At 62.8% G+C, this 15,520-nt stretch carries 15 protein-coding genes; 3 read left to right on the forward strand and 12 right to left on the reverse strand.

The window, feature by feature from the left end; all coding sequences use genetic code 11:
- Nucleotides 1–89: 89 nt before the first annotated feature.
- Nucleotides 90–1,388, reverse strand: a complete 1,299-nt coding sequence (locus tag QUH67_RS20575) for an RsmB/NOP family class I SAM-dependent RNA methyltransferase (RefSeq protein ID WP_300940753.1) — start codon at nt 1,386–1,388, stop codon at nt 90–92.
- Nucleotides 1,389–1,400: 12 nt separating this feature from the next.
- Complete coding sequence (locus tag QUH67_RS20580) at nt 1,401–1,823, reverse strand: MAPEG family protein (RefSeq protein ID WP_300940754.1); 423 nt, start codon at nt 1,821–1,823, stop codon at nt 1,401–1,403.
- Between the two features lie 484 nt (nt 1,824–2,307).
- On the opposite strand from QUH67_RS20580, the gene QUH67_RS20585 reads away from it, so the two are divergent.
- Both QUH67_RS20585 and QUH67_RS20590 read left to right on the forward strand, forming a co-directional pair.
- The gene (locus QUH67_RS20585) at nt 2,308–3,288 is read left to right on the forward strand and encodes a dienelactone hydrolase family protein (RefSeq protein ID WP_300940756.1); all 981 of its coding nucleotides are present in this window, start codon (nt 2,308–2,310) and stop codon (nt 3,286–3,288) included.
- 240 nt (nt 3,289–3,528) lie between these two features.
- Complete coding sequence (locus QUH67_RS20590) at nt 3,529–4,359, forward strand: metallophosphoesterase family protein (RefSeq protein ID WP_300940758.1); 831 nt, start codon at nt 3,529–3,531, stop codon at nt 4,357–4,359.
- Between the two features lie 112 nt (nt 4,360–4,471).
- Here QUH67_RS20590 and QUH67_RS20595 read toward each other — a convergent pair whose 3' ends face one another.
- The 5 genes from QUH67_RS20595 to guaB all read right to left on the reverse strand — a co-directional run bounded on the left by QUH67_RS20595 (nt 4,472) and on the right by guaB (nt 8,978).
- Nucleotides 4,472–4,762 carry a hypothetical protein gene (locus QUH67_RS20595; protein WP_300940759.1) on the reverse strand — a complete coding sequence of 97 codons (291 nt, stop codon included), beginning with the start codon at nt 4,760–4,762 and terminating at the stop codon, nt 4,472–4,474.
- 109 nt (nt 4,763–4,871) lie between these two features.
- Complete coding sequence (locus tag QUH67_RS20600; protein WP_300940761.1) at nt 4,872–5,642, reverse strand: SDR family NAD(P)-dependent oxidoreductase; 771 nt, start codon at nt 5,640–5,642, stop codon at nt 4,872–4,874.
- Nucleotides 5,643–5,671: 29 nt separating this feature from the next.
- The gene (locus QUH67_RS20605; protein ID WP_300940763.1) at nt 5,672–6,694 is read right to left on the reverse strand and encodes an NADP-dependent oxidoreductase; all 1,023 of its coding nucleotides are present in this window, start codon (nt 6,692–6,694) and stop codon (nt 5,672–5,674) included.
- A 164-nt stretch (nt 6,695–6,858) separates the two neighbouring features.
- Nucleotides 6,859–7,482 carry a hypothetical protein gene (locus QUH67_RS20610; RefSeq protein ID WP_300940765.1) on the reverse strand — a complete coding sequence of 208 codons (624 nt, stop codon included), beginning with the start codon at nt 7,480–7,482 and terminating at the stop codon, nt 6,859–6,861.
- Nucleotides 7,483–7,487: 5 nt separating this feature from the next.
- Nucleotides 7,488–8,978: an IMP dehydrogenase gene (gene guaB / locus QUH67_RS20615; RefSeq protein ID WP_300940767.1), complete on the reverse strand. Its 1,491-nt coding sequence runs from the start codon at nt 8,976–8,978 to the stop codon at nt 7,488–7,490.
- Nucleotides 8,979–9,441: 463 nt separating this feature from the next.
- Here guaB and QUH67_RS20620 point away from each other — a divergent pair, with 463 nt between their 5' ends.
- Nucleotides 9,442–10,917: a DHA2 family efflux MFS transporter permease subunit gene (locus QUH67_RS20620; protein ID WP_300940769.1), complete on the forward strand. Its 1,476-nt coding sequence runs from the start codon at nt 9,442–9,444 to the stop codon at nt 10,915–10,917.
- Here QUH67_RS20620 and QUH67_RS20625 read toward each other — a convergent pair.
- The 5 genes from QUH67_RS20625 to QUH67_RS20645 form a co-directional block, all read right to left on the reverse strand.
- Complete coding sequence (locus QUH67_RS20625; RefSeq protein ID WP_300940770.1) at nt 10,902–11,801, reverse strand: hypothetical protein; 900 nt, start codon at nt 11,799–11,801, stop codon at nt 10,902–10,904. The genes QUH67_RS20620 and QUH67_RS20625 overlap by 16 nt on opposite strands.
- A 53-nt stretch (nt 11,802–11,854) precedes the next feature.
- Complete coding sequence (locus QUH67_RS20630) at nt 11,855–12,313, reverse strand: DsrE family protein (protein WP_407080467.1); 459 nt, start codon at nt 12,311–12,313, stop codon at nt 11,855–11,857.
- 97 nt (nt 12,314–12,410) lie between these two features.
- Nucleotides 12,411–13,331, reverse strand: coding sequence for a hypothetical protein (locus tag QUH67_RS20635; RefSeq protein ID WP_300940774.1), 921 nt, complete (start codon nt 13,329–13,331; stop codon nt 12,411–12,413).
- Complete coding sequence (locus tag QUH67_RS20640; protein WP_300940775.1) at nt 13,328–14,341, reverse strand: TAXI family TRAP transporter solute-binding subunit; 1,014 nt, start codon at nt 14,339–14,341, stop codon at nt 13,328–13,330. The genes QUH67_RS20635 and QUH67_RS20640 overlap by 4 nt, the downstream gene beginning before the upstream one ends.
- Before the next feature lie 466 nt (nt 14,342–14,807).
- Complete coding sequence (locus tag QUH67_RS20645; protein WP_300940777.1) at nt 14,808–15,494, reverse strand: RlmE family RNA methyltransferase; 687 nt, start codon at nt 15,492–15,494, stop codon at nt 14,808–14,810.
- Nucleotides 15,495–15,520 lie beyond the last annotated feature (26 nt).

The raw sequence follows: 15,520 nt of genomic DNA on the forward strand, positions 1-15,520 counted from the left end.
GGATGGGTTGAGCTGTTCGCGAAACCCATTTAATCCTTTGGCGACCGGGATTGATGGGTTTCCCGAAGAGCTCAACCCACCCTACGCGATCACGCCTTCTTCAGCACCGACACGAAAAACCCATCCGTGCCCGTCCTTCGCGGCGTCATCAGCCAGCCCTCCGGCGATCGCAGCGCGGCCTTCTCGAAATCCTCGGCCTTGTCCCACAGCACGCTCGCCGTCTCGTTCGGCGGCTGAATCGAAAACTCCGGATGACGCGAAATGAAACCGCGAACCTGATCGCCATTCTCGCTCGGCAAGACCGAGCAGGTGACGTAGACAATCCGGCCTCCCGGCTTCACCAGCGCTGCCGCGCGATCAAGCACTGCCGCCTGGTCCTTCAGGCGGACTTCGAGCGCGCCGGGTCGCATCCGCCATTTGGCGTCGGGGTTGCGGCGCCAGGTTCCCGTGCCGGTGCAAGGCGCGTCGATCAGCACGAGATCGGCTGACGCACGGATGTCGGCCAGAGGATCGTCCTCCCCCTTCGGCGCGCGAACCTCGGCGTTGTGGACGCCGGCGCGCGACAGCCGCTCGTAAATCGGGGCGAGCTGGCGCTTGTCATGGTCGGTCGCGATCAGGCGGCCCTTGCCCTGCATCATCGCAGCCAGCGCCAGCGTCTTGCCGCCGGCGCCCGCACAGAGATCGATTACCTGCTCGCCGGGTTTTGCGGCCGTGAACAGCGCCGCGAGCTGCGAGCCCTCGTCCTGCACTTCGATCGCGCCCTTGATGAAATCCTCCTCGGCATGGATGCCGGGGTTGCGGGCATCGGCGCCGAGTTCGATGCGCAGGCCGAGCGGCGACCACGGCGTTTCCTGCGCGCCGAGATGCTTGAGCGACGCCAGCACCTTTTCGCGCTTGGCCTTCAGCGTGTTGACGCGCAGATCGAGCGGCGCGCGGCTGGCCATCGCAGTGGCTTCCGCCACGCGGTCGTCACCGAACACGGCGGCCAGCGGCGCATCGAGCCACTCGGGATAGTCGCCCGCGATGTGCGGCGGCGCGGAATCGAGGTTGCGCGAGGTGAGCGCCGCGCGTTCGGCCTCGGTCAGCGGTTCCGGCGCAAAGCGCGAACCGTCACAGAGCGCGGCGATGGTGTCAGCATCCATGCCGCGTTCGAGCTTGAGCATGCCGAGCACCCGCGCCCGCGGCGTATCGGCGTCCATCAGAAAGGCGCTGGAGGATCGCCGTCGCAGCACGTCCCAGATCAGCCCTGATATCGCGGCGCGATCGCCCGAGCCGGCGTAGCGGTGCGCGGTGCCCCACTCCTTCAGTGCTTTCGCCGCGGGAACCCGTTGTGCGTCGATGGTCTCGATCAGTTCGATGGCGGCGGACAGTCGGGCGGCGGGCGTCATGAGAAAAGCTTTCTAGATCAGAAGCAAAAGCTTCACCGCGAAATAAATCCACATCGCCAGCACCACCAGCGCGCCGGCAAACCACGCCAGGCTGCGCTGCTGGATGTTATTCGAGGTGACGAAAATGCCGGCATGGGCAAATCGCGTCACCACGAACACCCAGGACATCAGCACGATGAAGAGATCAGCCCGGCGCAGCGGCAGCGCCAGCGCGATCAGGAAGTAGAACAGGAGGGGTACTTCGAACTGATTTGAGAAGCAATTGCCGATCTGGGCCACGCGGACCGGATATTTCGGCTGCCCCGCGGCGATGTCCTTCAGGCTGGTTTCCCCGGCCTTCACCGCCTTGGTTCGGGCGGTCACCATCCACATCATCAGGAAGAAAGCAAGCCCGACCAGGACGAAGACCGGCAGCAAAACCATTTGAACCGACATGAGAATCTCCCCGAATCCTGCGCCAAGCCTGAAGCAATAACGAGCCACCCTTCGCCTGACAAATCCGCTTGCCGGTAGTCCGGGAACCGCGCCGCTTTGGTCTTGAACCAACACCTAAGGCCCAGTTGCCAACTATCGAGAATTAAGATGGTTCTGGGTTCGCACCGGTTCTGAAACAACTCCGCGAGCAGCGACGAACATCACCTTCCCGATCCCGGGCCGACGCAGCCAAACCCGACCGCCGGCATCGTCCCTGCTCACGCCGGCGCTGCGTCGTCAGACTTCCATGACGCCGTCGCGATCCGATGCCGCGCGCCCTGACGAAATTTCGCCACAAGAAAATTATGACCGCCTTTCCATCGCCACTATGCATCCCAACATGCAAACGGTTGCCGGCGGGAACATTTGCTTTGACGGGAACTACGGGCGCTTTACTCTATTTCTGACGGTCGCCGGAAAAGAGCAGCCGCTGGAGGAGCACAACTTGCGATTTCGAGATCAGGACATTGTTTTTACTGCCGGCGCCCACGGACAAAGCAAGGGACAGAATTTCGAAATTCCCACCGCGAATCCTGCCAACTATTTCCACGTCATCGGTAACTCCGCCGAACTGCCGCGACTGTCCATCGACGGCAAACTGTTCCTGCCGGCGTCGAGCGATCGCAAGCGCAACGGCAAACTTCCGCTGGTCATGGTGGTGCCGGGCAGCCTGGGCGTCGCGTCCTCGCACGTCAAACACGCCGAAACGGTGGTCGCCGACGGCTTTGCGGCCTTTGTGCTCGACAGTTTTGGCGCGCGCGACGTTACCTCCACCGTCGCCAACCAGACGCAGTTCTCGTTTGCCGCCAGCGCCTATGACGTGCTGGCGGCCTGGCAGGTGCTGGCGGAACATCCAGAAATCGACGCCTCCCGGATCGGTGCGCAGGGCCACAGTCGCGGCGGCTCGGCGGTGCTGACCGCGGCGACACGGCGCTTTGCCGATGCAGTGGTCGGCGCCGGCGCCGGTTTTCGCAGCATGCTCGCCGCCTATCCCTGGAGCGGCCACCAATTCCTCGATCCGTCCGTCGACGAAACCGAAATCCGCGTCATCATGGGAGACGCCGACGAATGGTGCTCGCCGATGCAGGTGCAGGGCCATTGCCAGGCGATCCGCCTCTCCGGCGGCCGGGCGACCATGCGGCTGATCGGCGGCGCGCAGCACAGTTTTGACCGGGGCACGGGAATCGAGAACATTGCCGAGGCATCGGTCTCCCCCGCCGCGCCGACGGCCTATATCGCCAATGACGGCGCTTTCATCCATCCGCTCACCGGCGTCGCCGACAGCAAGCTCGTCGACCGCGATCTGATGGTTTACGCGCTGAAGGCCGGCTACGGCCGCAAGGGCGCGAAGATCGGCAGCCGCGATGGGGATGCCGAAGTGTTTAAGACGGAGATGCTGGCGTTCTGGAGAAGGACGTTGGGGTAAAGATACCCGAACGATGCATTGCGCCACGTCAATCACCCGCGCATGCGGTTGATCTTATTCAGAAACGGCGGCGTTTGAACCGGAAAGCCGCGGCATATTGCGTGCACCGCTGGAGCCCGTGATCGGGCGGCCATTCGGCCGGCCCGGTGGCGGGGTACGACCGGCAAGAATCGGGGCCACAGGCGACCGTCATCGTTCCGACTCCGGTGTGGACTATGATCGGACATAAGAGGATTACGCATGCACGAATTTCGTCTGACCCAAATTTCCGACACCCACCTCTCCCGACGCCTGCCAAAACTCACTGAAAATTTCCACCGGGTCAGCGAGCATATCGACGCTACCAACCCCGATCTCGTCATCAACACCGGCGATCTTGCCTTCGACGCGCCGACCAATCTCGACGATCTCGAATTCGCCAAGGAAATGCACGATGCGCTGCCGGTGCCATGCCGCCATCTTCCCGGCAATCACGACATCGGCGACAACCCCACCGCGGTCAGCCACGCGCCGAAGCAGCCGGCGACTGAGCAGCACCGGCAGAATTATCTCGCCGTGATCGGCGAGGACCGCTGGTGCTTCGACGCAGCCGGCTGGAGCTTCATCGGACTGAACTCATTGATCATGAACAGCGGGCTCGAGAGCGAGACCGAACAGTACGACTGGCTGGCATCCGAACTGGGGCGCACGAACGGCAAGCCGGTCGCGCTATTCCTGCACAAGCCGCTGTTTCTGAATACGCCCGACGACGCCGAACTGGCCTCGTCCGCCGTGCGCTACGTGCCGCAACCGGCGCGGCACCGGCTGGTCAGAATGCTGGACGCGGTCGACCTTCGGCTGGTGGCAAGCGGCCACGTGCACCAGCGTCGCGATTTCACTTGGCGCCGTACCCGCCATGTCTGGGCGCCTTCAACCGGCTTCATCCTGCCCGAGCGGATTCAGGAAGTGATCGGTGTCAAGGAAGTCGGACTGGTGGAATATCGCTTCACCCCCGACAGCGTTGAAGTCCGGTATCTCAAGCCGCCGGGCCTCGTCGATATCGGGCTGGACGAATTGCTCGGCCGAAGTTGATGGAACAGGTGAAGCGTTTACGTCGTCACCCGCTCCGTCGCCTTGATCCCGCACGACCGCAAGATCATGCGGACAAATATCCTCCGGACTACGCTTCAGACATCGGCGCGCATCACCATTGGCGCTCGACCAGCCCTGGGGAACCATAATAGCCGTACGAGCCATCGTCCCACGGCGCGGTTGCGAACGCGCCGACGCGTGGCGCCACACGATAGCGGTTGCCGTAATAGTAGCCAGGTCCAGGTGTGCTCCTCACCCCGTAGCCTCCGGTGAGGTAGCGGGAGTTCGGATAGTAAAAGCCCATCACGCCCGGTTCCTGATTGACCTCCTGGGCCATCACGGGCGTGGCCACCAGAATCGTGGCAGCGACCAGGCCTAGCGATAGTTTCTTGCAGTTCATCATCTGGCTTCTCCATTGGATGTCGGAGCCAACGATGCTTGCGCACGGACGTTCCGCGATCCCTCTCAAGTGACCGTGAGGTTGATTGACCTGTTCCCCACAGCCGAGCGGCCTAGGCCGCCTGGTATCCGCCGTCGATCACATGCGACGCGCCGGTCATGAACGAGGCCTTGTCCGAGCACATCCAGGCCACCGCTTCGGCGATCTCGTTTGGAACGCCGAAGCGCCGCATCGGCACCTTCGCCAGAATGTCCTGGCCGCGCTCATCGATAATGTCTTTGGTCATCGGAGTAGCGACATAGCCGGGATTGACGCAGTTCACGCGGATGCCGTCCAAGGCATATTCGATCGCCGCGCTCTTGGTCAGCCCCACCACGCCATGCTTGGCCGCCACGTAATGCGCCGAGGTGGCAAGACCGATCAGACCGGCAATGGAGGCCGTGTTGACGATCGCGCCGCCGCCGCCTTGCGCCAGCATCTGCTTGACCTCGTGCTTGAGGCAGAGAAACACGCCTCTCACGTTTACAGCCAGCATGGTGTCGAACGCCTCCTGGCTGAGTTCATGCGAACGTTGACCCGCGGGGCCGACGGCGCGTCCGGAGATCCCCGCATTGTTGAATGCGCAATCGATCCGGCCGAACGCCGAGACCGTGCGCGCCACCATCGCGGCGACCTCCGCCTCGCGCGTCACATCGCCGCCGATCGCGATCGCCTGGCCGCCGGCCGCATTGATCAGCGCGACCGTCCCTGCTGCGTCTGCCTCGGCGCGGTCGGCCACCGCCACCCGCGCGCCTTCGCGTGCCATCACCACCGCGGTCGCCTGGCCGATGCCGGAAGCGCCGCCGGTCACCAGCGCGACCTTGCCTTCAAGTATTCCTGCCATGGTCATCTTCCCCGAGATGTTGCGGCGGATTACGCCTTGTCCGGCCCGACGCGAACAAGCTGCTTGCCGAAATTGGCGCCCTTCAACAGTCCGATGAACGCAGCTGGCGCGCTGTCGAGGCCCTCGGTGACGAACTCCTTGTGCTTGACCTTGCCCTCGCGCACCCATTGCGACATGTCGCGCAGGAAATCGCCGTGGCGCGCGGCGAAATCGCTGACGATGAAGCCGCGGATAGTGAGACGCTTGGTCAGCACGGCACGCATCATCTTGCCGGCCCATTTCGGGCTGGTCTCGCCGAAATTGTTGTATTCCGAGATCAGGCCGCACACCGGGATGCGCGCAAAGGCGTTGAGCAGCGGGAACACCGCCTCGAACACGGCGCCGCCGACGTTTTCGAAATAGACGTCGATGCCCTTCGGGCAGGCGTCTTTCAGCTTCGCGGCCAGATCCGGATCGCGGTGGTCGAGACAGTCGTCAAAGCCGAGTTCTTTCTTGACGTAATCGCATTTCTCCTTGCCGCCGGCGATGCCGATGGCGCGCGCGCCCTTGATCCTGGCGATCTGTCCCACCGCCGAACCGACCGCGCCGGAGGCCGCCGCGACGACGACGGTCTCGCCCGGCTGCGGCTTGCCGATATCGAGCAGGCCGGTGTAGGCCGTCATGCCGGGCATGCCGAGCACGCCGACGGCGGTCGAGATCGGCGCGATCTTCGGATCGATTTTTGCCAGACCCTTGCCGTCGGAGATCGCGTGCGTCTGCCAGCCGGCGCGCGACAGCACGATGTCGCCCGTCGCGAAGGCCGGATTGTTCGAAGCGATCACCTCGCTGACCGTGCCGGCCTCCATCACGCCGCCAACCGGCACCGGCTGGGCATAGGACGGCCCGTCGCTCATGCGCCCGCGCATGTAGGGATCGAGCGAGAGCCAGATCGTGCGCAGCACAACTTCGCCCGCCCCGGGTGTCGGTACCGGACATTCCTCAAGGCGGAAATCGGATAGCTTGGGTTCACCGGCGGGACGTGCGGCGAGAACGATGCGTTTGCCCTGGGACATGGGGTTCCTCCTGGTTCTTGTTGTTCGTTGTCATTCGTCCTTGCGAGCGTAGCGACTTGTCCGCCGAAGCTCAATGAGCGAAGGCGGAGCAATCCATGCCGCTGCGAGCGACGAAATGGATTGCTTCGTCGCTTTGGTCGCAATTACACCTGAACTGCCAAATATCAGGCCGCGATTTTGGAGAGCGCCGCCTCGAATGCGACGGCCGCACTCGCCAAATCCGTGAAGGCAAGCCCGCTATCCGCGGTCTGCTTCTGCGCTTCCGTCGCGGTGGGGCGAATTTCCGCGATCGGCTTGCCACCCTCGAGCACCGCCGAAGGCGCGATCACATGAAACTCATGGGCTTCGACGGGCTGGTCTTTCAGCAGGAAGACCCCGATCGAGACGATATCCGTGCCACGCCGGTATGAAATATAGCGGTCGACCGCGACCGAGCCGTCGCGTTGCATCCCGCCCAGTTTCGCGTGGCCATTCGAGTCCAGCAGCTTGTGCGCCTTGAAGCCCTTTACCCCTTCCGATCTGGCTTTCGCGGTCTCCGCGGACAGATCGTACTTCGCGGCCATCGCCTTGCCGACTTCAGCGAGCTGCTCCGACATGGCATGCTCGAACTCTTTCACCTCGGTACGCGGCTTCGCTGCCTTGCGCGGCTTTGAGGTATCCCGCTTATCCATCTCGGCTTTGCACCGCGCGACGATCTCGGCGGCGGATTTCCGCTCGGCATTGGCGAGCAGATTCTTCAAATCCTGCTTTGAAAGCGCGGCAATCCTGTCGTCTGACCAATCGACCATGGTAACTAAACTCCGCCCGGATAGTTCGGGCTTTCCCGCGTGATGGTGACGTCGTGGACATGGCTTTCGCGCAGGCCCGCACCGGTGATGCGGACGAACTGGGCCTTGTCGTGGAATTCGGCGAGGTTGCGCGCCCCGACATAGCCCATCGCGGCGCGAAGGCCGCCGGCGAGCTGATGCATGACGTTGGCGACCGGGCCTTTGTAGGGCACCTGACCCTCGATGCCCTCCGGCACCAGCTTGAGCGTATCCTTGATGTCCTGCTGAAAATAGCGGTCGGCAGAGCCGCGCGCCATCGCGCCGACCGACCCCATGCCGCGATAGGCCTTGTAAGAGCGGCCCTGCCACAAAAACACTTCGCCGGGCGTCTCGTCAGTGCCGGCGAGCAGCGAACCGACCATGGCGATATCGGCGCCGGCCGCGAGCGCCTTGGCCAGGTCGCCAGAATATTTGATGCCGCCGTCGGCGATCACCGGCACGTCGGCCTTCTTCGCAGCCTCGACCGCATCCATGATGGCGGTGAGCTGCGGGACGCCGACGCCTGCCACGATGCGCGTGGTGCAGATTGAGCCCGGACCGATGCCGACCTTGATCGCGTCCGCGCCTGCGTCGATCAGCGCCTGCGCGCCCTCCTTGGTGGCGATGTTGCCGGCGATGACCTGCACGGCGTTGGAAAGCCGCTTGATGCGGTTGACGGCTTCGAGCACGCGCGAGGAATGGCCGTGCGCGGTATCGACCACGATGAGGTCGACGCCGGCATCGATCAACAGTTCAGTGCGCTCAAAACCGCCCTCGCCGACGGTGGTGGCGGCCGCGGCGCGCAGGCGACCCTGCGCGTCCTTGCAGGCCAGCGGGTGCGCAACCGCCTTCTCCATGTCCTTGACGGTGATCAGGCCGACGCAACGATACTTGTCATCGACCACCAGCAGCTTTTCGATGCGGTGCTGGTGCAGCATCCGCTTGGCCTCGTCCTGGCTGACACCCTCGCGCACCGTGACGAGATTTTCATGCGTCATCAGTTCGGATATTTTCTGGCGCGGATCGGTCGCAAACCGCACGTCGCGGTTGGTGAGGATGCCGACCAGCTTTCCGGGTACCCCCTTGGAAGCGCCGGTGACGACAGGAATGCCGGAGAAACCGTGATCGCTCATCAGCGCCAGCGCGTCCGACAGCATCGCATCAGGGCCGATGGTCAGCGGGTTGACCACCATTCCGGATTCATACTTCTTGACCTGCCGCACCTGGGCGGCCTGCCCTTCGGGATCGAAATTGCGGTGGATGACGCCAACGCCGCCGGCCTGCGCCATCGCAATCGCCATGCGCGCCTCGGTGACCGTGTCCATCGCGGACGCGATGATCGGGATGTTGAGCGGAATCGCGCGGGTGACGTGAGAGCGGATATCGGCCTCGGAGGGCAGAATATCCGAGAGACCAGGTTTCAGAAGCACATCGTCGAACGTGTAGGCTTCACGGATACCCTGAAGTCCCTGCGCCATTGCCAACTCCTTTCGGCGGCTTGCCGCCGCAATCGGTACTATGGATGAACGCCGCCTCCGGCGATGCTTAGCGGCATCGCCGTCGAATCGAAGCCCATCGGTGGGGTTGACGGTGGTCGATAGCATGACGGAACGCCGAATCAAAGCGTTTGCCAGCTATGCACAGGCTTTTCGAGAAAGGACGCAATCCCAAGGGGTTAGCGAGGGGCCTGACGACCCGCACCGGCGCCCGGCCCATGCTGGCAGAAGGCCTCGCCCGCCTCGCAGCGCCGGCGGCCCTCCCGCGTCAGGCACACCACGACCAGGCGGCGAGAGCATAAATCAATTCAAACCCTCGACTGGTTGGCACGTGCATACCAGCATCACGCCAGATTTAGGTGATTTGCCCTGTTCCGCAATGGCTTGCATGGCAGCGGGATGATACAGGCCGCTTGCCTGCCATTTCCCCGTCTCGCGATTTTCAATGACCAAAGAACGCCTGATCCCGCTGATCGTCGCCACCGCTCTGTTCATGGAGAACATGGACTCGACGGTGATCGCGACCTCGCTGCCGGCGATCGCGGCCGACATCGGCACCAGCCCGCTGACGCTGAAGCTTGCCATCACCTCCTATCTGCTGTCGCTCGCCGTGTTCATCCCGGCCAGCGGCTGGACCGCCGATCGGTTCGGCGCGCGGATGGTGTTCTCGATCGCCATCGGCGTGTTCATGATCGGGTCGGTCGGCTGCGCGCTGTCTCAGAACGTCACCCATTTCGTGATCGCGCGCATCCTGCAGGGCATGGGCGGGGCGATGATGACGCCGGTCGGACGGCTGCTGCTGTTGCGCTCGATCGACAAAAGCGCGCTGGTCAATGCCATGGCCTGGGTGACGGTGCCGGCGCTGGTCGGGCCGGTGATCGGGCCGCCGCTCGGCGGCTTCATCACCACCTATTTCTCCTGGCACTGGATTTTCCTGATCAACATCCCGATCGGGCTGCTCGGCATCTTCATGGCGATGAAGTATATCGACCCGATCAGGAGCGAGGCCCCTGAGCGCTTCGATCTGTACGGGCTGATCCTGGCCGGCATTGGCCTCGCCGGCATCGCGTTCGGCCTCTCGGTCGCGGGACTCAATCTGTTGCCCTGGCCAACCGTCGCCGGCCTCGTCGTGGTCGGCACGATCTCGATGACGCTCTATGTCATGCACGCGCGGCGAACCGGATCACCGGTGCTGGATTTCTCGCTGTTGCGGCTCTCCACCATGCGCGCCAGCATCATCGGCGGCTTTTTGTTCCGGCTCGGCATCGGCGCGCTGCCGTTCCTGCTGCCGCTGTTGATGCAGGAAGGTTTTGGCCTGACGCCGTTCCAGTCCGGCCTGGTCACGTTTGCCTCCGCCGTCGGCGCCATGGGGATGAAGACGCTGGCCGCGCGCATCATCCGCGCCTTCGGCTTCCGCAACATGATGACGATTAACGCGGTGGTCAGCGCGGTCTTCCTCGCCGCCTGCGCCCTGTTCACGGTGACGACGCCGCTGCTGCTGATCTTCATCATCCTCGTGGTCGGCGGCTTCTTCCGCTCGCTGCAATTCACCGCGATCAACACGGTGGCCTATGCCGAGGTCGAGCCTGCGCAGATGAGCCGCGCCACCACGCTGGTCAGCGTCAATCAGCAGCTGGCGATCTCGGCGGGCGTCGCGGTCGGCGCGTTCTCGGTGGAATCGACCATGCTGTATCAGCACGTCACCGAACTGAATGCGGGCGTATTCCCGCCGGCATTCCTCGTGGTCGCGATCATCTCGGCCGTGTCGGCGTATTTCTTCTGGCAGATGCCGGATGACGCCGGCCACGAAATCTCCGGCCGCAAGGCGGTCGAGATTTCCAGCCGCAAGGGCGCGGAAAAGGCGGCGGCCAAGGCCGCCAGCGAAGGCACCGGGGACGCGCGCGATCAGCGGCTGGGCTGAACGCCTGCCAGCGGAACGCGGAAAACGCTGTAGCCTTCGATCGTCGAAAATCCGGTTTCCGGATAAACCAAGGTCAGGACGGCAGCCGGCGTCTTGCCGCTGAGCAGCCGATCCATGGCCATGCTTTCGCTTGAGGCGAGCAGGCTGTCGGTCGCCCCCGCCGATGCGATCGCGGCGTGAATCCTGGCGTTCGCGTTCGAATACTTGTCGTCGATCGCGATGATTTTTCCCGCGAGGTCGGATACCGACCGGATTTCCGGTTTAGCCACGACAATCGCGACCGACGGCTCGCCGCCGTGCGGCGAGGCCGCCGCTTTCTTCTCGGCGTCCCGCAGCGTCATCACATGCTCCGCAATGACCGTCACGACCCGCATCTGCTCGCGCACTTTTTTGGCGGCAGACACGGCCGCCGGATCGACGATCTCGGCCTGGGCCTCAGGTGGCGGAGACGAAGGCGGGATGCTTGCCGGCGCCGTATCGGGCACGGCGGGATCTGTGGGCGCCAATACGGCTACCTGAGGGCGATCCGCCAGCGGAATTCGAAACACCTTGAAACCCGCAATTTCGGCAGACCACTCGGCCGTCTCCGGATAGTCCAGCGCCAGGACTGCCGCGGGCACTTCTCCATTGACCAGCCGGTCCAACGCCTTCACCCGGCCTCCGGCCAGTTTCGCGTTCACCGTCGCTTCGACCTTGCGCTGCGCTTCGTCGTTCGACGCGGCCGCAGCCTCATCGACGGCAATGTGCTTGCCCGCCAGTTCCGACAATGACGTGACTTCCGGAGCCGCCAGCAGTAGTGCAACCGTGCGCCCCGCATCGTCCGCCGACGCGCCGGCGACGCCAAAGCACGACAGAAAAATCAGCGATACCTGCAATTTCCGCATAATGTTCCTCGAAACCCTGGAGATTCAGATCACAGCGTGACGGAGCATCCGGCTCACGGTCGGATGTAGCTCCAGCCCTCTTCCTGCTTCTCCATCAACTGGACGACGCCGGATGCGACGATCGTGGCGTCGGGCAGCACGGCGACCGGGCGCCCTTCCTTCTTTTCCATGTTCTCCTTTGTATTGGCGCAGGCGGAGAACTGCACTTTGCTGGGGAACGCGGTACCCTTGAGCTGCTTGATCCGGTCCTGCACCGGCGACGTGTCGGCGCGCAACATATTCAGGCCCGGACCATATGCAACGATGTCCACGTCAACATCCTCACCCTTGGCGCGGTAATGCTCGATCACGTTGGTGGCGTTGTTCAGCGCGAGATTCATCACCGCCGGATCGTTCTGATCGACATGGATGAGCAGCCGATGCGGCTTGGTCGAAATCTGCGTCTTGGCCGAACTTTGCGGCTTGGCCGAACTTTGCGGCTTGGCGGCCTGGGCCAACGCGACCGAAGCCATCGACAAACAGACCATGGACGCCACGGCCAACTGACAAAACATTTTACGCATTACAAACTCCTGGAAGAAGAAAAAAGAGTGCTCGCCTATTCCAATCCTATCGCCGCTCCGATGACTTGCTCGCCGTCGACGTCCACATGCAGGCCGCCGCGACCTTGTCACGGATCGCATTCCATCCGGCGAGATTGAAAGTCGCCTCGGTGTCCCGGCCCGATCCATCGGAAACGATGAACTTCAGCCGCGCATCATCGGAAAACGACTGCAGCAGTGCGGCAGCATCGCCCTTGTAATTCACCGTCTTGCCATCCGCAGATGCCATCCAGCGCGGCTTGACCATCGGTTGATCGTTGATCTGGTAGGCGACGGGAATTTCGCCGCCGCGCGACGCGCGCGGCGGCGCTTCCATGCGCAGCCCAAGTTCGCTGCGGCGTCCGCGGCAACGAACCACCAGTTCCGTCGGCGCAGCCCCGGTCCCGGCCCCCGCGAGGATCGTCGCCGTCACGAGGGGGGAGTAATCCAGGGGCGAAGACGTTTCGCTCACGGTCCAGCGAGAGATTTGCGCGGCCGGAGCTTGCGCGACCGGCGGCGCGGAGGTCGATCCGGTCACCATCACCGGAGGTTTCGCCTCGGCCGCTTTCTCCGGTTCGACAGCCTTTTTCGGCGGATCTGGCGGATTTGCCGGCACTGCTGTCGGCGCGACTACTTTGGCAGGTATGTCGGACGAAGCCGCTTCGACGGGTTTGCCGGACGAAAGGGCTTCAGCGGTCGCCATCGGCCGATCGACTGGCGCGGAGGCCTGCGGTCCGGCCAGTTCAAGGCATTCGAGCTGCACCTTGCGCGCGTTCTGAAGGCACTCCCGACGCTGCGCCGCATCGTCGGCGGGAGTCGAGCAGTTCGCTGCCGCGACACGTACCAACTTGAAGCAGGTGTCCAGGCCCACAACGGTCCTGTTTGCGGACTGTGCAAGGGCTACCGAGCTCACGAGGCCGAGCGACGTCGCGATCCATAGTGCCTTCATCGCGACAACTCGCTTTGCTTGACCGGCTTGGCACGATCGATCCAGTTTTGGGCGGCCCGGGATCGTCCAATGCCCGGTGCGCTTCGCTTCACGTCCAATTCCTTCCACCTCGGATCGAACCCGGGCAACTTCAATTTCTCGACGCGGCTGAAGATCTCTTCCACGAAGCGCTCGACCCGGCGGTAACGCGGCGTCTCCGGCCGCCAGTTGTACGACGCGAGAATGGTGGGAACCGCGATGGTGGCGACGCGATCGCCCTTCGCAATGAGGTTGGGATAGTCGGCGGACTCCAGCGACGAAGCGACATAGTAGTCGGAGAATTTGGGGCCGAATTCGACGGGCAGGAATTTGAAGCCATCTTCCCATTTGCCCTTGACGAACGGGTCGACAGGCTTCGACGTGATGAACACGACGGCAGCAATCTCTCCGCGCTTCAGCTGCTCCAGCGCGACGGGATGCGGGATGAACATCTTGTCGACGGCGACGCCGAGGCGGCTGAAAATCAGCGGCCCGGAATAGGCTGCGGCGGTACCTTGCGTGTTGAAATTGACCTTCTTGCCCGCCAGGTCCGCCAGCGATCGTATCTCCGGCCGGACGAAGATATGCAGGTCGGACGGAAACAGGTTCATGATCGAGACGATGCGCTGCTGAATCTGCGGCACCTGCGCCTTGTACTCTTCAAGCGAATCCGTGTTGATGATCGCCAGATCAACTCCCTTGAGATAGAGAAGATCGTTGACGTTTTCCGTCGGCCCTCGCGTCACGATCGGAAGAACGTGCACATGGTCGCTCTCATTCACCACCCGCGCAATTTCGGTAGCGAAGCGAATCGGGGCGCCTTCCAGCAAGCCGCCTGCAAGGCCCACCGTGCCGGCATTGACCCTTTCCCTGATCTGCTGCGCGCTCGGCGCCCGTGGAGGACTATCTGTTCTACTGGATTGCGCGACACCTGTGTCGCTGAACCCAACCGCTACGATAAGCACAGTCATCAATCTTGAAGAAAAACGCATTACACAACACCTGACAAAACACTGGACCACAACAACGCACGATCAACTCGGCGCAAGATCGAAACGAACGTCAGAAAAACTTCAATTCATGCTCTGGGTCTATCAACGACAATTGGCAACCCGTCGTTGCAAAAACCCCTTGTTTAATAGGGGTATTTGTAATTTTCATTATGGCCAATAATTGGTGAAATCCAAGAATAAACTTTGCGAGGGTTAATCCTGATGAGATTCAATGCTGCATCGATCTACCGTTACAGCGATGCTTGAGCGGCAAGACGATGCTTCAACGCCTGTTGCAAGCGAGAATCAGCATCCTCAACGAGCGGCATTCGACTCCGCAACTAAATTCAATGCCATAGAAGAATGCAGTTTAATCTGCCCCACGTGTCACATGAATATTCGACACCGCATCGATTAATGACGTCGCGCCGCGGCCGCGTCCCGACCTCGACGTCCACTTATCAGCCTACGCTTTGGTCGCCCCACGAAATCCCATCGCCAGCACGTAGCGCTCGGATGAGTCCTGGCGGCTGGACGCGGGTTTGACGTGGCGCACGCTCGCAAAATCACGCTTCAATTGCGCGACCAGTTCGGCGTCGGCGCCGCTCTGGAAGGCCTTGGCCAAGAACGTTCCGCCGGGATTGAGCACGTCGGTCGCAAACGCCGCCGCCGTTTCGATCAGGCCGACGATACGCAACTGGTCCGTCTTGCGGTGGCCAGTGGTGTTCGGCGCCATGTCGGACATCACCACGTCGGCGCGTCCGCCCATCATGGCGATCAGCTTTTCCGGCGCGTCGTCCGCCAGGAAATCGAGCTGGGCGAAATTGACGCCCGGGATTTCCGGCATCTCCAGCAGATCGATCGCGATCACCTTGCCCTTGCCGCTGACGGCGCCGACGCGCTTGGCCGCGATCTGACTCCAGCCGCCGGGCGCGGCGCCGAGATCGACCACGGCGATGCCATGCTTGAGAAAGCGATGCTTGTCGTCGATTTCGATCAGCTTGTAGGCCGCACGCGAGCGATAGCCGTCGCGCTTGGCCTGCGCCACATAGGGATCGTTGAGCTGCCGCTCCAGCCAGAGTTTTGACGACAGCTTGCGCTTGCCGCCGGTCTTGACCGTGACGTGCAGCCGTCCGGTGGTATCTTTTGCCATGTGTAATCCTGTTGTCATTCCGGGAT

The sequence above is a fragment of the Bradyrhizobium roseum genome, assembly GCF_030413175.1.
Lineage (GTDB): Bacteria > Pseudomonadota > Alphaproteobacteria > Rhizobiales > Xanthobacteraceae > Bradyrhizobium > Bradyrhizobium roseum.